This window comes from Pandoraea terrigena (genome assembly GCF_902459705.1).
GTDB classification, from domain to species: domain Bacteria; phylum Pseudomonadota; class Gammaproteobacteria; order Burkholderiales; family Burkholderiaceae; genus Pandoraea; species Pandoraea terrigena.
Genome location: NZ_CABPRU010000002.1, coordinates 439,503 through 455,575 on the forward strand (window position 1 = coordinate 439,503; position 16,073 = coordinate 455,575).

A 16,073-nucleotide genomic window follows, 5' to 3' on the forward strand; every position below is an offset into this window, starting at 1 on the left:
CTTCGGCCTCCTTTTTTGCCAATGGGGCTCGCCGTTTCCACGGCAGCCCCCGCGTTGTCCCGACTTGTGTCCGCCCGGTGTGCCCCGTATCTTGCCGCTTAGTACGAGTTTGACGTCCCTCAACGAGGGTTTTGGTACCGATATCCGATGTCTGTTTCGTCGGCGCCGGCGGCCAACCGACCAATTCGTTAGAATGGAGGCGCAAGCCAAGGCCCCCACCATGACCGAAACGATCATCCGACTTACCGATCTGCGTAGCGACGCACGATATGCGACGCATTCCCCGCAGGCACCCGCACAGGTGCGCACCGCCACCGGCCATCTCGAAGATGCGCTGGCACGGCCGCTGCACGACCTGCGGATTTCGGTGACGGATCGTTGCAACTTCCGCTGCGTCTACTGCATGCCGAAGGATGTGTTCAGCAAGGACTACGCCTTCCTCCCGCAATCGTCCCTGCTGTCGTTCGAAGAAATCGAGCGCGCTGCGCGCCTGTTCGTCGAACACGGCGTGGAGAAGTTGCGACTCACGGGGGGTGAGCCGCTGCTGCGCAAGCACCTTGAGCGTCTGATCGAGATGCTGGCCCGGCTGCGCACCCCGTCGGGAAAACCGCTCGACATCACGCTCACGACCAACGGGTCGCTGCTGGCGCGCCGGGCGCAATCGCTCAAGGATGCCGGGCTGACGCGCGTGACGGTCAGCCTGGACAGCCTCGACGACGCGATCTTCCGGCAGATGAACGATGTCGACTTTCCGGTCGCCACGGTACTCGAAGGTATTGCGCAAGCCCAACACGTCGGCCTCGGCCCGGTGAAGGTCAACATGGTCGTCAAACGTGGCACCAACGATGCCGATATCGTGCCCATGGCGCGGCATTTCCACGGCAGCGGTGTCATGTTGCGGTTCATCGAATACATGGACGTCGGCACGTCGAACGGCTGGCGGATGGACGAAGTGCTGCCGTCGGCAGACGTCATCGCCCGGTTGAACGAGGCCCTGCCGCTCGACCCGCTCGAGCCGAATTATCCCGGCGAGACGGCGCAGCGCTGGCAGTATCGCGACGGTGGCGGCGAAGTCGGCGTCATTTCGTCGGTCACGCGCGCTTTTTGCGGCACTTGTTCGCGCGCCCGCCTGTCTACGGAAGGCAAGCTGTATCTCTGCCTGTTCGCGAGCGCCGGGTACGACTTGCGTACGCTGTTGCGCAACGGCGCGAGCGACGCGCAGATCTCGACCGTCATCGGCGACATCTGGCAGGGTCGTACCGACCGTTACTCGGCCATGCGCACGGCGGCCACAGGCCTGCCTGAAGACGCCCCCCCGAAAGTGGAGATGTCCTACATCGGCGGTTGAGCGTTCCGGGCGCGTTGCCCGTACGCTCGTCCGTACGCTTTCGTACTCTCGAATTCTTACTTGACTCATGATTTTTGCTGCCCCGGACGCGCATGGCGTCCGTGCCCCCCTGAAGATTTCCCGGCGTGTCTCGCCCCCACGCACGCCCCGTGTCGCGCGGCGCGTCATCGTCGCCAGCCTGGGCGCGCTGACACTGCTGTTTGCCGCCCTCGCCCCCTCGATGGCGCGCGCCGATTGCGACCCCGCCGGCCGCGACGTCGCTAACCGCCTGATGACCTACACCGGCCAGCTCGGCGAGCGCAATCCGTTGCGGCTCGTACTGCGGCCATCGTCCGGCGGCAAGCTCGAAGGCCGCTATGCCAACGCCTCGTCGCTGGGCGATACCTATCTCACAGGCAAGCTCGAGAACAAGTCGCGCCTGCACCTGACCGAGTTTGACGCGGGGGGGATGCCGCGGGCGACCTTCGACGGCGAGTTCGCCGCCAACGATGACGTCAACCGCCAGCGCGGTGCGTCGTCCAGCTGCGAAATCATTTCCGGTCAGTGGAAAGATCTTCGCAATGGCCGCTCGGTGCCGTTCGAGTTGGCGCTCGCCAGCATCCAGAGTGGCAAGATCGATCATCTCTATGACGTTGCGGGCGTGAGCGACGACGAAACGCTCAATCGCGCGGCGACCCAGTTCCGCAAAGGGGTACTCGACGACCGTCGCGACGTCGTTGCGCAGTTGATTCGTTATCCGCTGCACGTGACGTTGCATGGCAAGACCTTGATGCTTCGGAACCCGAAGTCGCTGCTCGCGCGTTACAACGAGATATTCACCGATGGCTATGTCCGTACCATCGGCGCGGCCGTGCCCCGCCTGATGTTCGCGCGCGACCAAGGTGTGATGCTGGGTGACGGCGCCGTCTGGTTCGATGCGTCCGGCCGCGTCATCGCGCTGAACCGGTCGTAGCCGATCCTCCGCCCATCCACCGCCCCGAAGCCCAGCGCCCATGACTGCCGTGCCAATCCCGCGTAGCGCCATGACCGGCCTGATTCTCGCAGGGGGCCGCGGCCAGCGCATGGGTGGGCGCGACAAAGGCTTGCAGCGTTTGGCCGGGCGAGCGCTTGCCGAGCACGTCATGGAACGGATGCGGCCGCAGGTCGAGACGCTGCTCATCAGCGCCAATCGGAATCGCGATGCCTATGCGGCGCTCGGCGCCCCCGTGGTGAGCGACGAGACGCAGGACTTCGCCGGTCCACTGGCCGGCATGCTGGCGGGTCTGCGGGCGATGCGCACGGACTACCTCCTCACCGCACCGTGCGACTCGCCCTACCTCGCGGAGGACCTTGGCGAGCAACTGGCGGCCGCCCTGGCCGCCCCGGTCGCCGACGACGCCGCCCCGCCACTCGCGGCCTACGCCGTCACGGCGCAGGGCCCGCATCCGGTCTTCGCCCTCTTGCATCGCTCACTCGCCGACGATCTTGCCGCCACGCTCGCGGCCGGGGAACATCGCGTGCGGGCGTGGCTGACACGCCACAAGGCCGTACAAGTTCACTTCGGTGACGAGCGTCCGTTTTACAATGTCAACACGCTGGACGACCTCCAACCCCGTACATCCGATACATCAGATACGCCCGACACATCCGATACGCCGCGTGTCCCCTGATCTTCCGGACACCGACGCAGCCCGATCCGTCGCCACCGCTTTTACGGGATTCACGCCGGGGACTTGCCGGATGACGACGCCACACCGATGACAACACTTGACGAAGCCCTGGCCGGCTTGCCGGACTACGACCCCAACCATGTGACGGTCGAATTGGCGCGCGCCATCATTGTGCGCACCGCGCGTCCGGTCTCTGCCATCGAGCAGGTCGCCGTGCGCAGTGCGCTGGGCCGTGTGCTCGGGCGCGACGTCATCTCTGCGCTCGACGTTCCCGCTTTCGAAAACGCCGCCATGGACGGCTACGCCTTCGCAGGCAGCGCCCTGGCCGCCGGCGGCGATGTGCGTTTGCGCGTGGTGGGCCGCTCGTTCGCCGGCCATCCGTTCGCGCGCGCGGCAGCGCCCGGCGAATGCGTGCGTATCATGACCGGTGCCCTGTTGCCGGCGGGCTGCGACACCGTCGTGCCGCAGGAACAGGTGCAGTGCGGGAGCGATGCCGAGATCGTCAGCTTTGCGGCCAATGCGGTCACGCCCGGCCGCCACGTGCGCCACATCGGCGAGGATCTGGCCGCTGGCCATACGGCACTCCACGCGGGCAAGCGTCTGCGTCCGGCCGCGCTTGGCCTGCTCGCCTCGCTCGGCATCGGCGAAGTGCCGGTGCGCCGTCGCATTCGCGTCGCGTTCTTCTCGACAGGCGACGAACTCCGCTCGGTGGGCGAGCCGCTCGCGCCGGGCAACCTCTACGATAGCAACCGCTACACACTGTTCGGCATGCTGCAGCGACTCGGTGCCGAGCTGCTCGATCTGGGCGTCGTGCGCGACGACCCGCAAGCGATCGAGGACACCCTGCGCACGGCTTGCCGCGACGCCGATGCCGTGATCACATCAGGCGGCGTCTCCGTCGGCGAAGCCGATTTCACTCGCGAGATGATGACCCGCTTGGGCAACGTCGTCTTCTGGAAGATGGCAATGCGCCCCGGCCGTCCGTTCGCCTTTGGCGAACTCGAGGCCGACGGCCATCGCGCGTTGCTCTTCGGTTTGCCAGGCAACCCGGCGGCCGTGATGGCGTCGTTCTACCATCTGGTGCGCGACGGCCTGTTCGCGCTGATGGGCGCCGAGCCGCAAGTCACGCCGAGCGTGCCCGTGCCGACGACAACGGCCATTGCCAAGCGGCCCGGCCGTACCGAATTCCTGCGCGGCATTCTTGCCCCGGACGCACAGGGCCGCTGGCAGGTGACGGTCGCCGATGCGCAAAGCGCCGGCATTCTGCGCACGATGAGCGAAGCGAACTGCTTTGTCACACTCGGCACCGCGCGTGGCGATGTCGCGGCAGGCGAACTGGTCGACGTTATTGCATTCGACGGACTGGTATAGTGCGAGCGCCCTCAAAATTCCCCTAAAGCGAAGCAGCGAGATTGCGACATATCGCCGGCATCGGCGCTTCGACGATGTCGGCATCCAACCGAAAGCACACGTCAATGACAACAAAAAAGCAGATCACGTATATCAGTCCCGGCCAGACGGCCAAAGCGCTGGTGCTGGTCTATCTCACTTTCAGTATTCCGCTGGTACTGCTCGCCTTCCTCGCCGCGTTCCTGCGCTACGGCGAACTGCCGGGACTCGCGTTCATTTCCGCCCTGGTCCTGAATGCCATCGTCGGTTTCGTGCTGCTCTGGATCGCGTGCCATGCGTACAACTGGGTAGCCGAGCGGTTCGGTGGGATCGAAGTCGCACTGGGCGACGTCCCCGACGAAGAATGCTGACCTGCACACCGGCGATGGCTTGATGCCGTGGCGCCGCGCGCATATAACGAACGTGCCGTACCGGCGGCTCCGGCCGTCAACCCTACTGTCTCCTGATTTCCTTGCCCTCATGTCCCTGACCCTGTGCGCCGCCAAGGCCGACGACGTCGGCGCGATTTTCGGCCTGATGCGAGAACTGGCCGTTTATGAAAAGCTGCTGGATATCTTTGAAGCGACGCCGCAGAGCGTGCACGAAGCGCTGTTCGGGCCTAGCCCGGCGGCCGAGTGCCTGATGGCGAAATGGGACGGCGAGGCGGTCGGCTACGCGCTGTACTTCCACAACTTCTCGACGTTCCTCGGACGGCGCGGCCTGTATCTCGAAGACGTCTATGTACAGCCGTCGATGCGTGGCAAGGGCGTGGGACAGGCACTCTTGCGTCAGTTGGCCGGCATCGCCGTCGAACGGCGCTGCGGGCGCTTCGAGTGGACCGTACTCGACTGGAATCAGCCGGCCATTGATTTCTACACGTCGCAGGGCGCGACCGTGTTGCCCGACTGGCGCGTGGTACGCATGACGGGCGAGGCGCTCAAGCGGTTCGCCACGCACGGCGAAGCCCCGGTGTCCTGAGCGCCGAGGGCTTTCCGAGCACTCTGAGCACTCTGAGCGCCGGGAGATCTGGGAAATCCGGGAGTGCTCTGAACGTTCTGAACGTCTGGACGGTCAAGTACATCCTGCCTGAACGAACGGCGCCCCGGGTTCCCCTGGGCGTCCATCGCCACCTGGCGCTCACGCCTCGTCGTCGGTCTCCATCTCCACACCAAGCAGTTCGACGGCCTGCTCACCGGGCAGCGCCTCCACGGACTTGAGCTGACGCGCCATCGCGCGCGTGCGCACCTCGGCCTTGTCGATCGAACGGGTCACTGTCTCCAGTTGCGCCTTGGTCTTGGCGAGCACGTCACCGAATTTGGTGAACTCCGTCTTCACTGCGCCGAGTACCTGCCACACCTCGCTGGAACGACGTTCGATGGCGAGCGTGCGGAAGCCCATCTGCAGGCTGTTGAGCAATGCGGTCAACGTTGTCGGTCCCGCCACCGTCACGCGATATTCGCGTTGCAACAGGTCCGAGAGTCCCGGACGGCGCAGCACTTCGGCGTATAAACCTTCCGTCGGCAGGAACAGCAGCGCGAAATCGGTCGTGTGCGGCGGCGCGAGATACTTGTCCGCGATGGTCTTCGCTTCCAGGCGAATGCGCGACTCCAACGCCTTCGACGCCTCCTCCACCGCCGCCGGATCGGCGCGCTCCTGTGCGTCGAGCAGACGCTCGTAATCCTCGCGCGGGAACTTGGCGTCGATGGGCAGCCAGACCGGCGTGTTGCTGTCGCCGTTCTGACCCGGCAGCGCAATCGCGAACTCCACCCGCTCGGCACTGCCCGGTTTGGTCGCCACGTTCTTGGCAAACTGCTCGGGCGTCAGCAGTTGCTCGAGCAACGCTTGCAGTTGCACTTCGCCCCAGATGCCTCGCGTCTTCACATTGGTCAGCACGCGCTTGAGATCGCCCACGCCCGCGGCGAGCGTCTGCATCTCGCCGAGGCCGCGATGCACCTGCTCCAGGCGGTCCGAGACCAGCTTGAACGACTCGCCGAGTCGCTGCTCCAGCGTGGCATGGAGCTTCTCATCGACTGTGCGGCGCATCTCTTCGAGCTTCGCCGAATTATTGACCTCGATGTCCTTGAGCTTCTGTTCGAGCGTTGCGCGCACTTCGGCGAGCCGCCGCTCGTTGCCCTCGGCCAGTTGCGTGAGCTGCTGGTGCTGTGCCTCACCGAAGCGGCGCAATGTCGACGTCTGCTCTTCGCGCATCTGCTGCCCGTTGAGCACCAGGCTCTGACGCACCGCATCGAGCTGGACGGCGTTCGTCTCGGTGAGCTTCGCCAGTTGTTGGGCAAAACCGTCGATCTGGCTGTTCTGTACCGTGGCCACGCTCGTCATTTGCGCGGCCAACGTCTGCTGGAATTGCGCCATCTGCGTGCTTTGCTCGCCGCGTCCGGCGCGCGCCGTTTCCGCGAATTCCTGGCGCAGGCCGCGCTCGCTGCGATCCACCGCCTGGAGCAAGTCGTCCCGGATGCGGCTCAGCGAGTCAACGAGCGTCTCGCGCCATGTCGCGTCGCCGCCGCGCAGCCACACCTTCACCGCAATCGCGATCATCACCAGAAAGTTCAGCGCCGCCAGCGCCACCAACCCCATCTCTACCATCGCGTTGCGACTCCCGTTGACACGTTTTGATCCTGCCGCCTGCCAAGCTGCCTTGAGCCGCTACGACTGACGCGCGGCCGGATTCAGCAGACAGGGCGGTTTGCCCGCCGCCGCCCCGAATCCCAAGGCCGCAATCAGATTGTCGGCCGCCAGGCTTGCCATGCCGCGACGCGTCGCCACCGACGCACTGGCAATATGCGGCGTCAGCACGACGTTCGACACCTTGAGCAAGTCGGGATGCACCTTCGGCTCGCCCTCGAAGACGTCGAGGCCAGCCGCCGCAACCTGACGGTTCGCGAGCGCGACTGCGAGCGCGGCATCGTCGACGATGCCGCCGCGCGCCAGATTGACCAGCGTTGCCGTCGGTTTCATAACGGCCAGCTCGGCGGCGCCGATCGTGTGATGCGTTGCGGCCGAGTAAGGCAACACGAGGATGACGTGATCCGCCGTGCGCAGCAGCGTGTCCTTGTCGACAAAGCTCGCCTTGCATGCCGCTTCCGTTGCCGCATCGAGGCGCGACCGGTTGTGATACACGACACGCATGTTGAAGCCCATCGCACGGCGCGCAATTGCCTGTCCGATACGGCCCATGCCGATGATGCCCAGCGTGCTGCCGTGTACGTCGGCGCCGAGAAACATATCGTAGGCCCACTTGTCCCAATGCCCTTCACGCAACCAACGCTCGGACTCGGTCACGCGACGCGCCGTCGCCATCAACAGCGCCCAGCCGAAGTCGGCTGTCGTCTCGTTAAGCACATCAGGGGTGTTCGTCGCCATGACGCCGGCAGCGGTCATCGCCTCGATATCGAAGTTGTTGTAGCCCACGGCCATGTTGGCCACCACACGCAGATGCGGTGCACCGGCGAGCACCGACGCATCGATGCGCTCGCTCGCCGTGGTAATCGCGCCGGCCTTGTCGGCCAGCCGCGCGCGCAATTCGTCGCTCGAATACACCGTATCGGCGTCGTTGCGCTCGACATCGAAATACTGGGCCAGACGCTCGATCACGTCCGGAAAAATGGCTCGGGCTACCAGGATCTTCGGTTTCACCAGTCGTCTCGCAAAGGCTGACCGCGTCACAACCGCGCGGCTCAGAAGAATATCAGGGTCGTCAATACGAACAGCGGCAGCAGAATTGCGCCCGACCACAGCATATAGCCAAAGAAGCTCGGCATGCGAATACCGCGTTGCTCCGCGATGGCTTTCACCATGAAGTTCGGCGCGTTCCCGACGTAAGTGTTGGCACCCATGAATACCGCGCCGGCCGAAATCGCCGCAAGCGTCGCCGCCCCCGAGGTCATCAGGGTTGCGGCGTCGCCGCCGGCCGTATTGAAGAACACCAGGTACGTCGGCGCATTATCGAGGAATGACGAGAGCAGCCCCGTCGCCCAGAAATACATGACGTTGTCCGGCGCCCCGCCCGGCCCCGTGACCAGGCGAATCACCCAACCAAGCGCTCCGGCGTCTCCTGCGCGCAGAATGGCGACTACCGGAATGATCGTCAGGAAGATACCGGCGAACAGCTTGGCGACCTCCTTCATCGGCTCCCAATTGAAGCTGTTGCCCTCACGCGCCGTGCGCGGCGTGATGGCCAGCGACATCAATGTCACCACGATCAGCCCCACGTCGCGCGCGAGGTTCTGCAACGCGACATGTGTACCGAAGATATCGAGCTCGACGCCCGGCTTCCAGACTCCACTCATCAGCACGAGCCCGACGGCAGCGGCTAGCAGCACGAAGTTGCGCTTGCCCTCGAGTCGCAGCGGCACGGCATACGGCGTCGGGTCAAGCGCCTCGACGTGACGCTCCTTGTTCTGTCGGAAGTAGTACGCATCGATCAGGAAGAACAGCACCAGAAGCACCGCGCAGATGAACAGCGTCTCGGGCCAGATGTGGGCCGTCGTCCAGAAGAAGTCGACCCCTTGCAGGAAACCAAGGAAGAGCGGCGGATCGCCCAGCGGCGTCAGCGAGCCCCCGGCATTCGCCACGAGGAAGATGAAGAACACGACGACGTGCACGTTGTGATCGCGGTTATCGTTGGCGCGGATGAGCGGGCGGATCAGCAACATCGCCGCGCCCGTCGTGCCCATGATGCTCGCCAGCACAGTGCCCAACGCCAGCAGCCCGGTGTTGAGCCAGGGCCCGCCGCGCAGGTTGCCATGCACGCAGATGCCACCAGCGGTGGTGAACAGCGCCGTGAGCAGGACGACAAACGGGATGTACTCCGCGACAATGGCGTGCACCGCGCCATACCAGGCCGCCCCCACGCCGAACACCAGCGCGAAGGGCAGCAGGAACGCCGCGGCCCAGAACGCTGCGATCTTGCCGAAGTGGTGATGCCAGAAGGCCGGGGCCAGCAGCGGCCCGACCGCAATCGAGAGCAGCAGCCCGGCAAACGGCACGCCCCACCAGGCGACGAGCTGTGCGCCGTCCGGCCCGGCAGCAAACGCCGCAGGGCTTGCCAATGCCAGTCCTGCCGCCCCCAACGTGCCCCAAATCCCCTTGTGCATTGTTCTTGATTCCTGTTGATTGATCGTCGACGATTTACGAGTCGCTCTCGGCGCAGAAGTGCCCAAAGCACCGCAACCTTGGGAAATATCTCAAACCGAGGCGACACACGACCCAAAGGATCCCATACCGAAACCCATGGTCGATTCTCAAAAGCTTTCCCACCGCCGCGCATCGAGCGTCACGCCGGCGAAGGAAGTGTTTCGATGGAAACCCGCTGTCGCGGGCCGACATGCCTGCGTCGTACCTCAGGCGCCGTCGACGATGATGAGGTGGACGCGGTACGGGCCGTGGGCGCCCAGCACGAGCGTCTGTTCGATATCGGCCGTACGCGACGGCCCGGCAATGAAGTTGGTGGCGCGAGAGAGTTGGCCGCGTTCGCTACGCATGAGCGCGAAACCGTCCTCGTGCCCCGCGACGATGCGCGACGCAGGCACCACCGCGAGGTGTGTCTCGGGCAGCAGGGTGGCCGACGCAAAGGTCTCCGGTCCCGACATCATCATCAGCGCGCCGGTCTCCGCAATGGCGCAGAAGCAACCGGTGATGCCGACCAGATCGTCACCCTGCGGCTTGCGGAATTCCACGCGGCACCCCGCACTCTCCCAATCGAGCTCGCGCAATGTCGGCCAGGCCACTGCCTGGACGGTGAGGCCGTTGGCCTGCAGGTACGTCGCAGCCGCGGGCGGCACGTCGTTCATGCTCGGCACGCGTGAGATCGTGGTCGAGAGCGCCTGTGCCTTGTCGATGAACGTGGCGATGAGATCGGCTGACATGCCCGGACGCGGCCCCTGCGGATGCCGTGCCAGATAGTCCTCGGCCGCTGCCTGCTCGTTCGCGCGCGCGGCATCCGGGCGATGCTGTGCATTGCGAATGCGGGCAAAGATGCGATTGCGGGCGTCGGAGGTATCCATGGGCTGTCCTGTGAAGCCGACGTGTCGGTCTACGGCCGACGTCGTCGCTTATCGTCTCTCGAAAGGCCGCCAGTGCAAGTCCGGCGGGCGATGCGCAATTATAACGGCTGCCCCCCGCGGCGCGGCGCACGTTCGCACACTATCGGAATGGTCCACCCAGCCGCTCGGACAATGCCCCCGGTACCGGACGTCACGCGCCGGCCGTCGGCTCCGGCGCGATCTCGAATACCTGGCGCAGATAGGCTAGATAGGCGTCGTCGTTGCACATGTTCTTGCCCGGCGAATCCGAGAGCTTCGCCACGGGCTGGCCGTTGCAGCGAACCATCTTGATGACGATCTGCAAAGGCTGGTAGCCCAGGTCATTGGTGAGGTTCGTCCCCACCCCGAAGGCGAGCTTGCAACGGTCGCGGAAACGCTCGAAAAGCTGAAGGACCTTCGGAATGTCGAGGCCGTCCGAGAAGATCATGGTCTTCGTATGCGCGTCGACGCGGTTTTCCGCGTAATGCGCCAGCAGGCGCTCGCCCCAGGCGAACGGATCGCCGGAGTCGTGACGCGCGCCGTCGAAGAGCTTGCAGAAATACATGTCGAAGTCGCGCAGAAAGGCGGACATGCCGTAGACATCCGAGAGCGCGATGCCAAGGTCGCCGCGGTATTCCTTCGCCCACGTCTCGAAGCCGAAGATCTGCGAGTCGCGCAGACGCGGGCCGAGCGCCTGACACGCCTGAAGGTACTCGTGGGCCATCGTGCCGAGCGGCGTGAGGCCGAGCTTCAACGCGTAGTACACGTTGCTCGTACCCGCGAACTGTTCGCCCAGTTGATCGCGCAGCGTGAGAATCACTTCCTCGTGCCACTCCTTCGAGAAGCGGCGTCGCGTGCCGTAATCGGCGATCTTGCAGTCGCGATAATCGGCGCGACCGGCGAGCATGCCAATCTTGTCCTTGAGCCGCTGCCGGCCTTCCTCATAGGCCGGCTTGCGTTGCGTATTGCGGAAATACACTTCGTTGACGATGGCGAGCACCGGGATCTCGAAGAGGATCGTGTGCAGCCAAGGCCCGCGAAGGGTGATGTCGATCTCGCCGTTGCCCTTGGGCGAGGGCTGCACCGTGATGTACTTCTCGTTCAGATGGAACAGGTCGAGAAAGTCGATGAAGTCGCTCTTGATGAAGCGCATCGCGCCAAGATAACGCAGCTCGGACTCGGTAAAGCGCAGCCCGCACAGCAAGCGGATCTCATCGCGAATCTCGTCGACGTACGGCGTGAGATCCACGCCTTCGGTCCGGCACTTGAAGCGATACTCGACCTGCGCCGCGGGAAAATGATGCAGCACCACCTGCATCATCGTGAACTTGTAGAGATCGGTATCGAGCAGCGACGTGATGATCATGACGACAGACTTCGCGAGGAATACACAACAGAAAGCAGCACACGCTGCCGATCGGCCAGGCAGCTGCGGGGCAGCGCGCAGGAAGAGCAACCATCGTACCGCAAAGCGGCGTCACGCATGACATTCGCGCCGGATGCCGGGTGTCGCCGCGGCAGGTGCGGGATGCGCTTCGGCTCTCGCACCTGCCGCGGCGGGCTGCGTTACAATAGCGGCTTTAACGGCCGTTCGAAGCCGTTTCGCGCCCTATTCTGGAGTTGTTGGCATGACGCACGTTGTCACCGAAAGCTGCATTAAATGTAAATTCACCGATTGCGTGGACGTTTGCCCCGTGGACTGCTTCCGCGAAGGCCCGAACTTCCTGTCGATCGATCCGGACGAGTGCATCGATTGCGCAGTCTGTGTGGCCGAGTGCCCCGTGAACGCCATTTATGCCGAAGAGGACGTGCCCGGCGACCAGCAAGCCTTCATTGCCCTGAATGCCGAACTGTCTCCGAACTGGCCGAGCATCACGAAGACCAAGCCGTCCCTGCCCGATGCGGATCAGTGGAAGGACGTCACCGAAAAGCTTCACCTGCTCGAGCGCTAAGCCTCGGGCGTCATGGGCGGATGTCGCGCGCCGGGCGCAGAAAAATGCGCGCCGAGTGTTGACAGTGCGCGAAAGCCACCCCTATAATCTCTTTCTCTTTTGATCCCCGATAGCTCAGTTGGTAGAGCGCCGGACTGTTAATCCGTAGGTCCCTGGTTCGAGCCCAGGTCGGGGAGCCAAGAATTTCGAAGCGATGGCCTCGCGCACGCGGGGCTTTTGTTTTAGTCGGTGCATCGTGACAGCGATGCGCGGCACCCAAGTTTGATCCTCGATAGCTCAGTTGGTAGAGCGCCGGACTGTTAATCCGTAGGTCCCTGGTTCGAGCCCAGGTCGAGGAGCCAAAACGCAGAAAGCCTCGCCAATCGGCGAGGCTTTTTTGTTTCCGGCGACGGCATCGCGCCGAACGCGCGCCGCCAGCCGTGCGCGCCAACAAAAACGGGGCGCCGTCTCCGGCACCCCGCTCTGTCACTTTCCGAACCACTTGCGGGTTCGCTAACCTATCAGTTCGCTTACTCGCTGGCGGGTGCCCCCATCGCGACCGGGCGATTCGCCGACGCCTGAACCTCGTTGCGGTTCACGCTTTCGATCCAGCGACGACGCATCGGCGCGAGCAGGAACTTCGCGGAGATCGCCGCTGCGATACTGATCACCGCCGCTGCGATAAACACACGATCCCAGTGACCACCGACGGCGAGCACCGATGCCAGCGGAACCAGCAGCGATGCCGTGCCCTTGGCGGTGTACAGCGTGCCCGCATTGGACGCGGCATTCTTGCTACCGAACGTATCCGCACACAGCGCCGGGAAGATCGAGAAGATTTCGCCCCAGCACAGGAAGGTCATCGCGGCGAAGAACACGAACATGTACGGGTTCTGGCCGAAGTGCATCAGGCCCAGCATTGCCAGCCCTTCACCGAGGAAGATGATGAACATGGCGTTCTCGCGACCGATCTTGTCCGAGACGAAACCGCACAGCGGACGCGTAAAGCCATTGCACAGGTTATCGATCGACAGCGTCATCGTGAGCAGCGGCAGCGTGGCACCGAACAGCGTCATCGGCATCGAAGCAATGCCATAGTCCTTCGCGATCGGCCCGATCTGTGCCGTTGCCATCAGACCGCCCGCGGCCACGGCGACGAAGCACACGTAGATCACCCAGAACACCGGCGTACGAATCATCTGACCCGAGGTGTAGTCCACCTTCGTCGCCAGGTTGCGGCGCGAAACGGTCACGCCCTTCGGTGTGCGCGGCTTCACGAGCAACAGCGCGAGGATAAAGATCGCGACGCCCTGCACGATGCCGAAGTTGAAGAACGCTGCCTCGTAACCCGACCCGCGGATCATGTTGGCAATCGGAATCACGGTGATCGCGGCACCGGCACCGAAGCCGGCAGCCGTCAGACCGGCGGCCAGACCGCGCTTGTCCGGGAACCACTTGAGTGCGTTACCCACGCACGTACCGTACACACAACCCGCACCAATACCGGCGATCACGGCCGCCGTGTACAGCACGGCGAGCGTTTCGGCGTACGAATACAGGACCCACGACAGCCCGACGCAAATCGCGCCACCTGCCACCACCGGCCGGGGTCCGAAGCGGTCGACCAGCCAGCCCTCGATCGGCACGAGCCAGGTTTCCACCACGATGAAGATAGAGAAGGCCACCTGAATGGCCGCGACGCCCCAGTGATGCTTCGTCTGCATCGGCTCGACAAACAACGTCCACGAATACTGCAGATTGGCCACCAGGCCCATACAGATAATGCCGATCACCAATTGTGACCAGCGCCCTCCCAGAAAAGAGGTCTTCTCCTCCGGTTGCGCATTTGCTTGCATGACTTGCCTCCTGTTCCTGTCAGACGATTGACGCCGGTCCGCGCTTCGTTGTGCGGTACCCGTCGTCATCGCGTGCCGTCTCGCGCCCCGACGTGGGGCAATCGCGCATACGGCACGCCTCCTGGCGTTACATGCGGCTCATGCGTGGCCGCTTGATCACGGAACGCTGCCTGGCGGCGCGCTCGCAGGGCTCGAGCCCCGGCTGACTGACTTTCGGAAGCGCCAAAGGACACTTCCGGCCCCCACTTCGGCGCGGCGACGCAGGCTTTAGGCCCGCGCCGGCAAGTTGCCGGCTGCCGAAGGGTGGCGGGTGAATCGATTCGAGTGGGGGATTGGCCTGCGCTGTCAGAGGGTCGCGATGGATTCCCATGAATCACATCGCAGGCCACGTCCCATCACTCAGGCGAGCGCGCCTCACAGACGCGTGATCGCCGGATCGCCCGCCCGCAACTGGCGGCAGGGAGATGAGGAACACCGCAGCGCTGACCCACAACCTCAGACGCCAACGGCGGATACGACAGGGCAGCCGGTACTGAAGCACCGTCGCACAAAAGCTGCCCGAAAGGAAATGCGTGCTTACCCAACGAATGTCTCCGGTAAATACTGCGTCGACCCGCCCGCCCCGCCCGTGGAAATTCACAGGTCTTGTGGAGTTCGGCTCGTCGCCTTTCATCTGATATACAAGATTCAATATATCGAATTAAGTATTTTTATGGTTCCAAAATTAGTCCATGACCGGAGGACTGTCAACCCGAGAGCGCCCGCGCCCCGGTTGTCGTCGGCGATGGGGAGAACGCCAGGCCGACCTTGGAGTCAGCGTCCAATAACCGGAAAACGTAAGGAAATCAGGCCATTGCGGGGCATTGGGTATCATCGCCGAGCGTCGGGCGCCCTCGAGCGGCATCACACCGCCGAGTGCAGGCTCAGGGAAAACGATGACGTTTCCAGGAGGGATTGTTAGCCTTCAGCAGGGCGCCTCGTCGACCCGAAAAATCGGGTCAGACTGACTCGACGTCGCTCGAATGGTTGCGGATGAAGGTCAGGTGTTCGCGCAGCGAACGCTGCGCGAGGGTGGCGTCGTGCGATGCGACGGCGGTGAAGATGCGGCGGTGCTGGTCGATCAGCTCGGCCAGATCGGCGCCGTGGCTGACGATGGCGCGGTAGTTATCGGCCACCGACCCGCGCAACAACTCGAAGATCGCGTGCATCAGGTGCACCAGCACGAGATTGTGCGTCGCTTCGGCCAGCGCCAGATGGAAATGCGCGTCGAGCTCGGGCACGCGGGTGAGCAGCGACTGCCGCCGCGCGTCGCCCTCGCCGTCCAGGCCGTCATGCCCTGCCGCGTAGGCGGCATAGGTGGCATAGGCGGCCTCGAGCGCTTCGAGCGCCTGTGCGAGGCGTGCGATGTCCTCAGGTGTCGCGCGCGCGGCCGCCAGTTCCACGGCCTTGGCTTCGAGCACTTCGCGCATCTCCAGCACGTCATCGACAGTTTTGCTGTGTCGCGACATCAATTGCGACAGCGGTTCCGCGAGCAGCGGCTGGCTGGCGTTGGCGACCAGGTACCCGCCCCCGGCGCGGCCGACGATCAGGCCGCGCGACTCCAGCCGCAGCAGCGCTTCTCGAAGGGATGGGCGCGACACACCCATCTGCTGCGCCAGATCGCGCTCGGACGGCAGCGCCGAGCCCGGGGCGAGCCGGCCTTCGACAACCATCGTCTCCAGTTGCTCGTACACCATGTCGGACAGTCGCAGGCGCGGCGGCGGCGTAACCGGCGCAAAACTCGCGACGGTGCCCTGAGATTCGCTGGCAGGTAGGGAAGACATAGGCAAGGACGACTCGTTGGACGACATCTCGGCTTCGGT

General features: G+C 64.2%; 14 protein-coding genes and 2 tRNA genes. 9 read left to right on the top strand and 7 right to left on the bottom strand.

Annotation, left to right across the window (positions count from 1 at the left end; all coding sequences use genetic code 11):
• The first annotated feature begins 220 nt into the window (after positions 1-220).
• The 6 genes from moaA to PTE31013_RS06285 all read left to right on the top strand — a co-directional run bounded on the left by moaA (position 221) and on the right by PTE31013_RS06285 (position 5,364).
• Complete coding sequence (moaA, locus tag PTE31013_RS06260; protein WP_150611940.1) at positions 221-1,348, top strand: GTP 3',8-cyclase MoaA; 1,128 nt, start codon at positions 221-223, stop codon at positions 1,346-1,348.
• A 67-nt stretch (positions 1,349-1,415) separates the two neighbouring features.
• A complete protein-coding gene (locus tag PTE31013_RS06265; RefSeq protein ID WP_150611941.1) occupies positions 1,416-2,300 on the top strand; it encodes a hypothetical protein in 885 nt (294 codons plus the stop codon).
• Between the two features lie 40 nt (positions 2,301-2,340).
• Positions 2,341-2,997 (top strand): molybdenum cofactor guanylyltransferase MobA, encoded by a 657-nt coding sequence (mobA, locus tag PTE31013_RS06270; protein ID WP_150611942.1) that lies wholly within the window; start codon positions 2,341-2,343, stop codon positions 2,995-2,997.
• An 87-nt stretch (positions 2,998-3,084) separates the two neighbouring features.
• On the top strand, positions 3,085-4,368 hold the full coding sequence (gene moeA, locus PTE31013_RS06275; protein ID WP_150611943.1) for a molybdopterin molybdotransferase MoeA: 1,284 nt from the start codon (positions 3,085-3,087) through the stop codon (positions 4,366-4,368).
• A gap of 104 nt (positions 4,369-4,472) precedes the next feature.
• On the top strand, positions 4,473-4,757 hold the full coding sequence (locus PTE31013_RS06280; RefSeq protein WP_150611944.1) for a hypothetical protein: 285 nt from the start codon (positions 4,473-4,475) through the stop codon (positions 4,755-4,757).
• A 109-nt stretch (positions 4,758-4,866) separates the two neighbouring features.
• Positions 4,867-5,364, top strand: coding sequence for a GNAT family N-acetyltransferase (locus PTE31013_RS06285; protein ID WP_150611945.1), 498 nt, complete (start codon positions 4,867-4,869; stop codon positions 5,362-5,364).
• 159 nt (positions 5,365-5,523) lie between these two features.
• Here PTE31013_RS06285 and PTE31013_RS06290 read toward each other — a convergent pair whose 3' ends face one another.
• From PTE31013_RS06290 to pncB, 5 genes are all read right to left on the bottom strand, one after another.
• Complete coding sequence (locus tag PTE31013_RS06290; protein ID WP_246173916.1) at positions 5,524-6,987, bottom strand: DNA recombination protein RmuC; 1,464 nt, start codon at positions 6,985-6,987, stop codon at positions 5,524-5,526.
• Positions 6,988-7,047: 60 nt separating this feature from the next.
• Positions 7,048-8,040, bottom strand: a complete 993-nt coding sequence (locus PTE31013_RS06295) for a 2-hydroxyacid dehydrogenase (protein WP_150612213.1) — start codon at positions 8,038-8,040, stop codon at positions 7,048-7,050.
• A 38-nt stretch (positions 8,041-8,078) separates the two neighbouring features.
• Entirely contained in the window at positions 8,079-9,497 is a 1,419-nt protein-coding gene (locus PTE31013_RS06300) for a sodium:proton antiporter (protein WP_150611946.1), read from the bottom strand.
• A gap of 246 nt (positions 9,498-9,743) precedes the next feature.
• Positions 9,744-10,406 carry a LutC/YkgG family protein gene (locus tag PTE31013_RS06305; protein WP_150611947.1) on the bottom strand — a complete coding sequence of 221 codons (663 nt, stop codon included), beginning with the start codon at positions 10,404-10,406 and terminating at the stop codon, positions 9,744-9,746.
• Positions 10,407-10,596: 190 nt separating this feature from the next.
• Complete coding sequence (gene pncB, locus PTE31013_RS06310) at positions 10,597-11,790, bottom strand: nicotinate phosphoribosyltransferase (RefSeq protein ID WP_150611948.1); 1,194 nt, start codon at positions 11,788-11,790, stop codon at positions 10,597-10,599.
• Between the two features lie 262 nt (positions 11,791-12,052).
• On the opposite strand from pncB, the gene fdxA reads away from it, so the two are divergent.
• The 3 genes from fdxA (at position 12,053) to PTE31013_RS06325 (ending at position 12,717) form a co-directional block, all read left to right on the top strand.
• Positions 12,053-12,376, top strand: a complete 324-nt coding sequence (fdxA, locus tag PTE31013_RS06315; protein WP_150587742.1) for a ferredoxin FdxA — start codon at positions 12,053-12,055, stop codon at positions 12,374-12,376.
• Positions 12,377-12,479: 103 nt separating this feature from the next.
• Positions 12,480-12,555 (top strand) — tRNA-Asn (locus PTE31013_RS06320).
• A gap of 86 nt (positions 12,556-12,641) precedes the next feature.
• A tRNA-Asn gene (locus PTE31013_RS06325) sits at positions 12,642-12,717 on the top strand.
• 168 nt (positions 12,718-12,885) lie between these two features.
• Here PTE31013_RS06325 and oxlT read toward each other — a convergent pair.
• On the bottom strand, positions 12,886-14,211 hold the full coding sequence (oxlT, locus tag PTE31013_RS06330; protein WP_150611949.1) for an oxalate/formate MFS antiporter: 1,326 nt from the start codon (positions 14,209-14,211) through the stop codon (positions 12,886-12,888).
• 998 nt (positions 14,212-15,209) lie between these two features.
• Positions 15,210-16,034 (bottom strand): FadR/GntR family transcriptional regulator, encoded by an 825-nt coding sequence (locus tag PTE31013_RS06335; RefSeq protein ID WP_174978445.1) that lies wholly within the window; start codon positions 16,032-16,034, stop codon positions 15,210-15,212.
• Positions 16,035-16,073 lie beyond the last annotated feature (39 nt).

Coding starts and splice junctions, on each gene's coding strand:
- PTE31013_RS06290 (WP_246173916.1), bottom strand. CDS start 6,987: ATGGTAGAGATGGGGTTGGTGGCGCTGGCGGCGCTGAACTTTCTGGTG.
- fdxA (WP_150587742.1), top strand. CDS start 12,053: ATGACGCACGTTGTCACCGAAAGCTGCATTAAATGTAAATTCACCGAT.
- PTE31013_RS06280 (WP_150611944.1), top strand. CDS start 4,473: ATGACAACAAAAAAGCAGATCACGTATATCAGTCCCGGCCAGACGGCC.
- moeA (WP_150611943.1), top strand. CDS start 3,085: ATGACAACACTTGACGAAGCCCTGGCCGGCTTGCCGGACTACGACCCC.
- PTE31013_RS06300 (WP_150611946.1), bottom strand. CDS start 9,497: ATGCACAAGGGGATTTGGGGCACGTTGGGGGCGGCAGGACTGGCATTG.
- pncB (WP_150611948.1), bottom strand. CDS start 11,790: ATGATCATCACGTCGCTGCTCGATACCGATCTCTACAAGTTCACGATG.
- PTE31013_RS06335 (WP_174978445.1), bottom strand. CDS start 16,034: ATGTCTTCCCTACCTGCCAGCGAATCTCAGGGCACCGTCGCGAGTTTT.
- oxlT (WP_150611949.1), bottom strand. CDS start 14,211: ATGCAAGCAAATGCGCAACCGGAGGAGAAGACCTCTTTTCTGGGAGGG.
- PTE31013_RS06265 (WP_150611941.1), top strand. CDS start 1,416: ATGATTTTTGCTGCCCCGGACGCGCATGGCGTCCGTGCCCCCCTGAAG.
- mobA (WP_150611942.1), top strand. CDS start 2,341: ATGACTGCCGTGCCAATCCCGCGTAGCGCCATGACCGGCCTGATTCTC.
- PTE31013_RS06285 (WP_150611945.1), top strand. CDS start 4,867: ATGTCCCTGACCCTGTGCGCCGCCAAGGCCGACGACGTCGGCGCGATT.
- moaA (WP_150611940.1), top strand. CDS start 221: ATGACCGAAACGATCATCCGACTTACCGATCTGCGTAGCGACGCACGA.
- PTE31013_RS06305 (WP_150611947.1), bottom strand. CDS start 10,406: ATGGATACCTCCGACGCCCGCAATCGCATCTTTGCCCGCATTCGCAAT.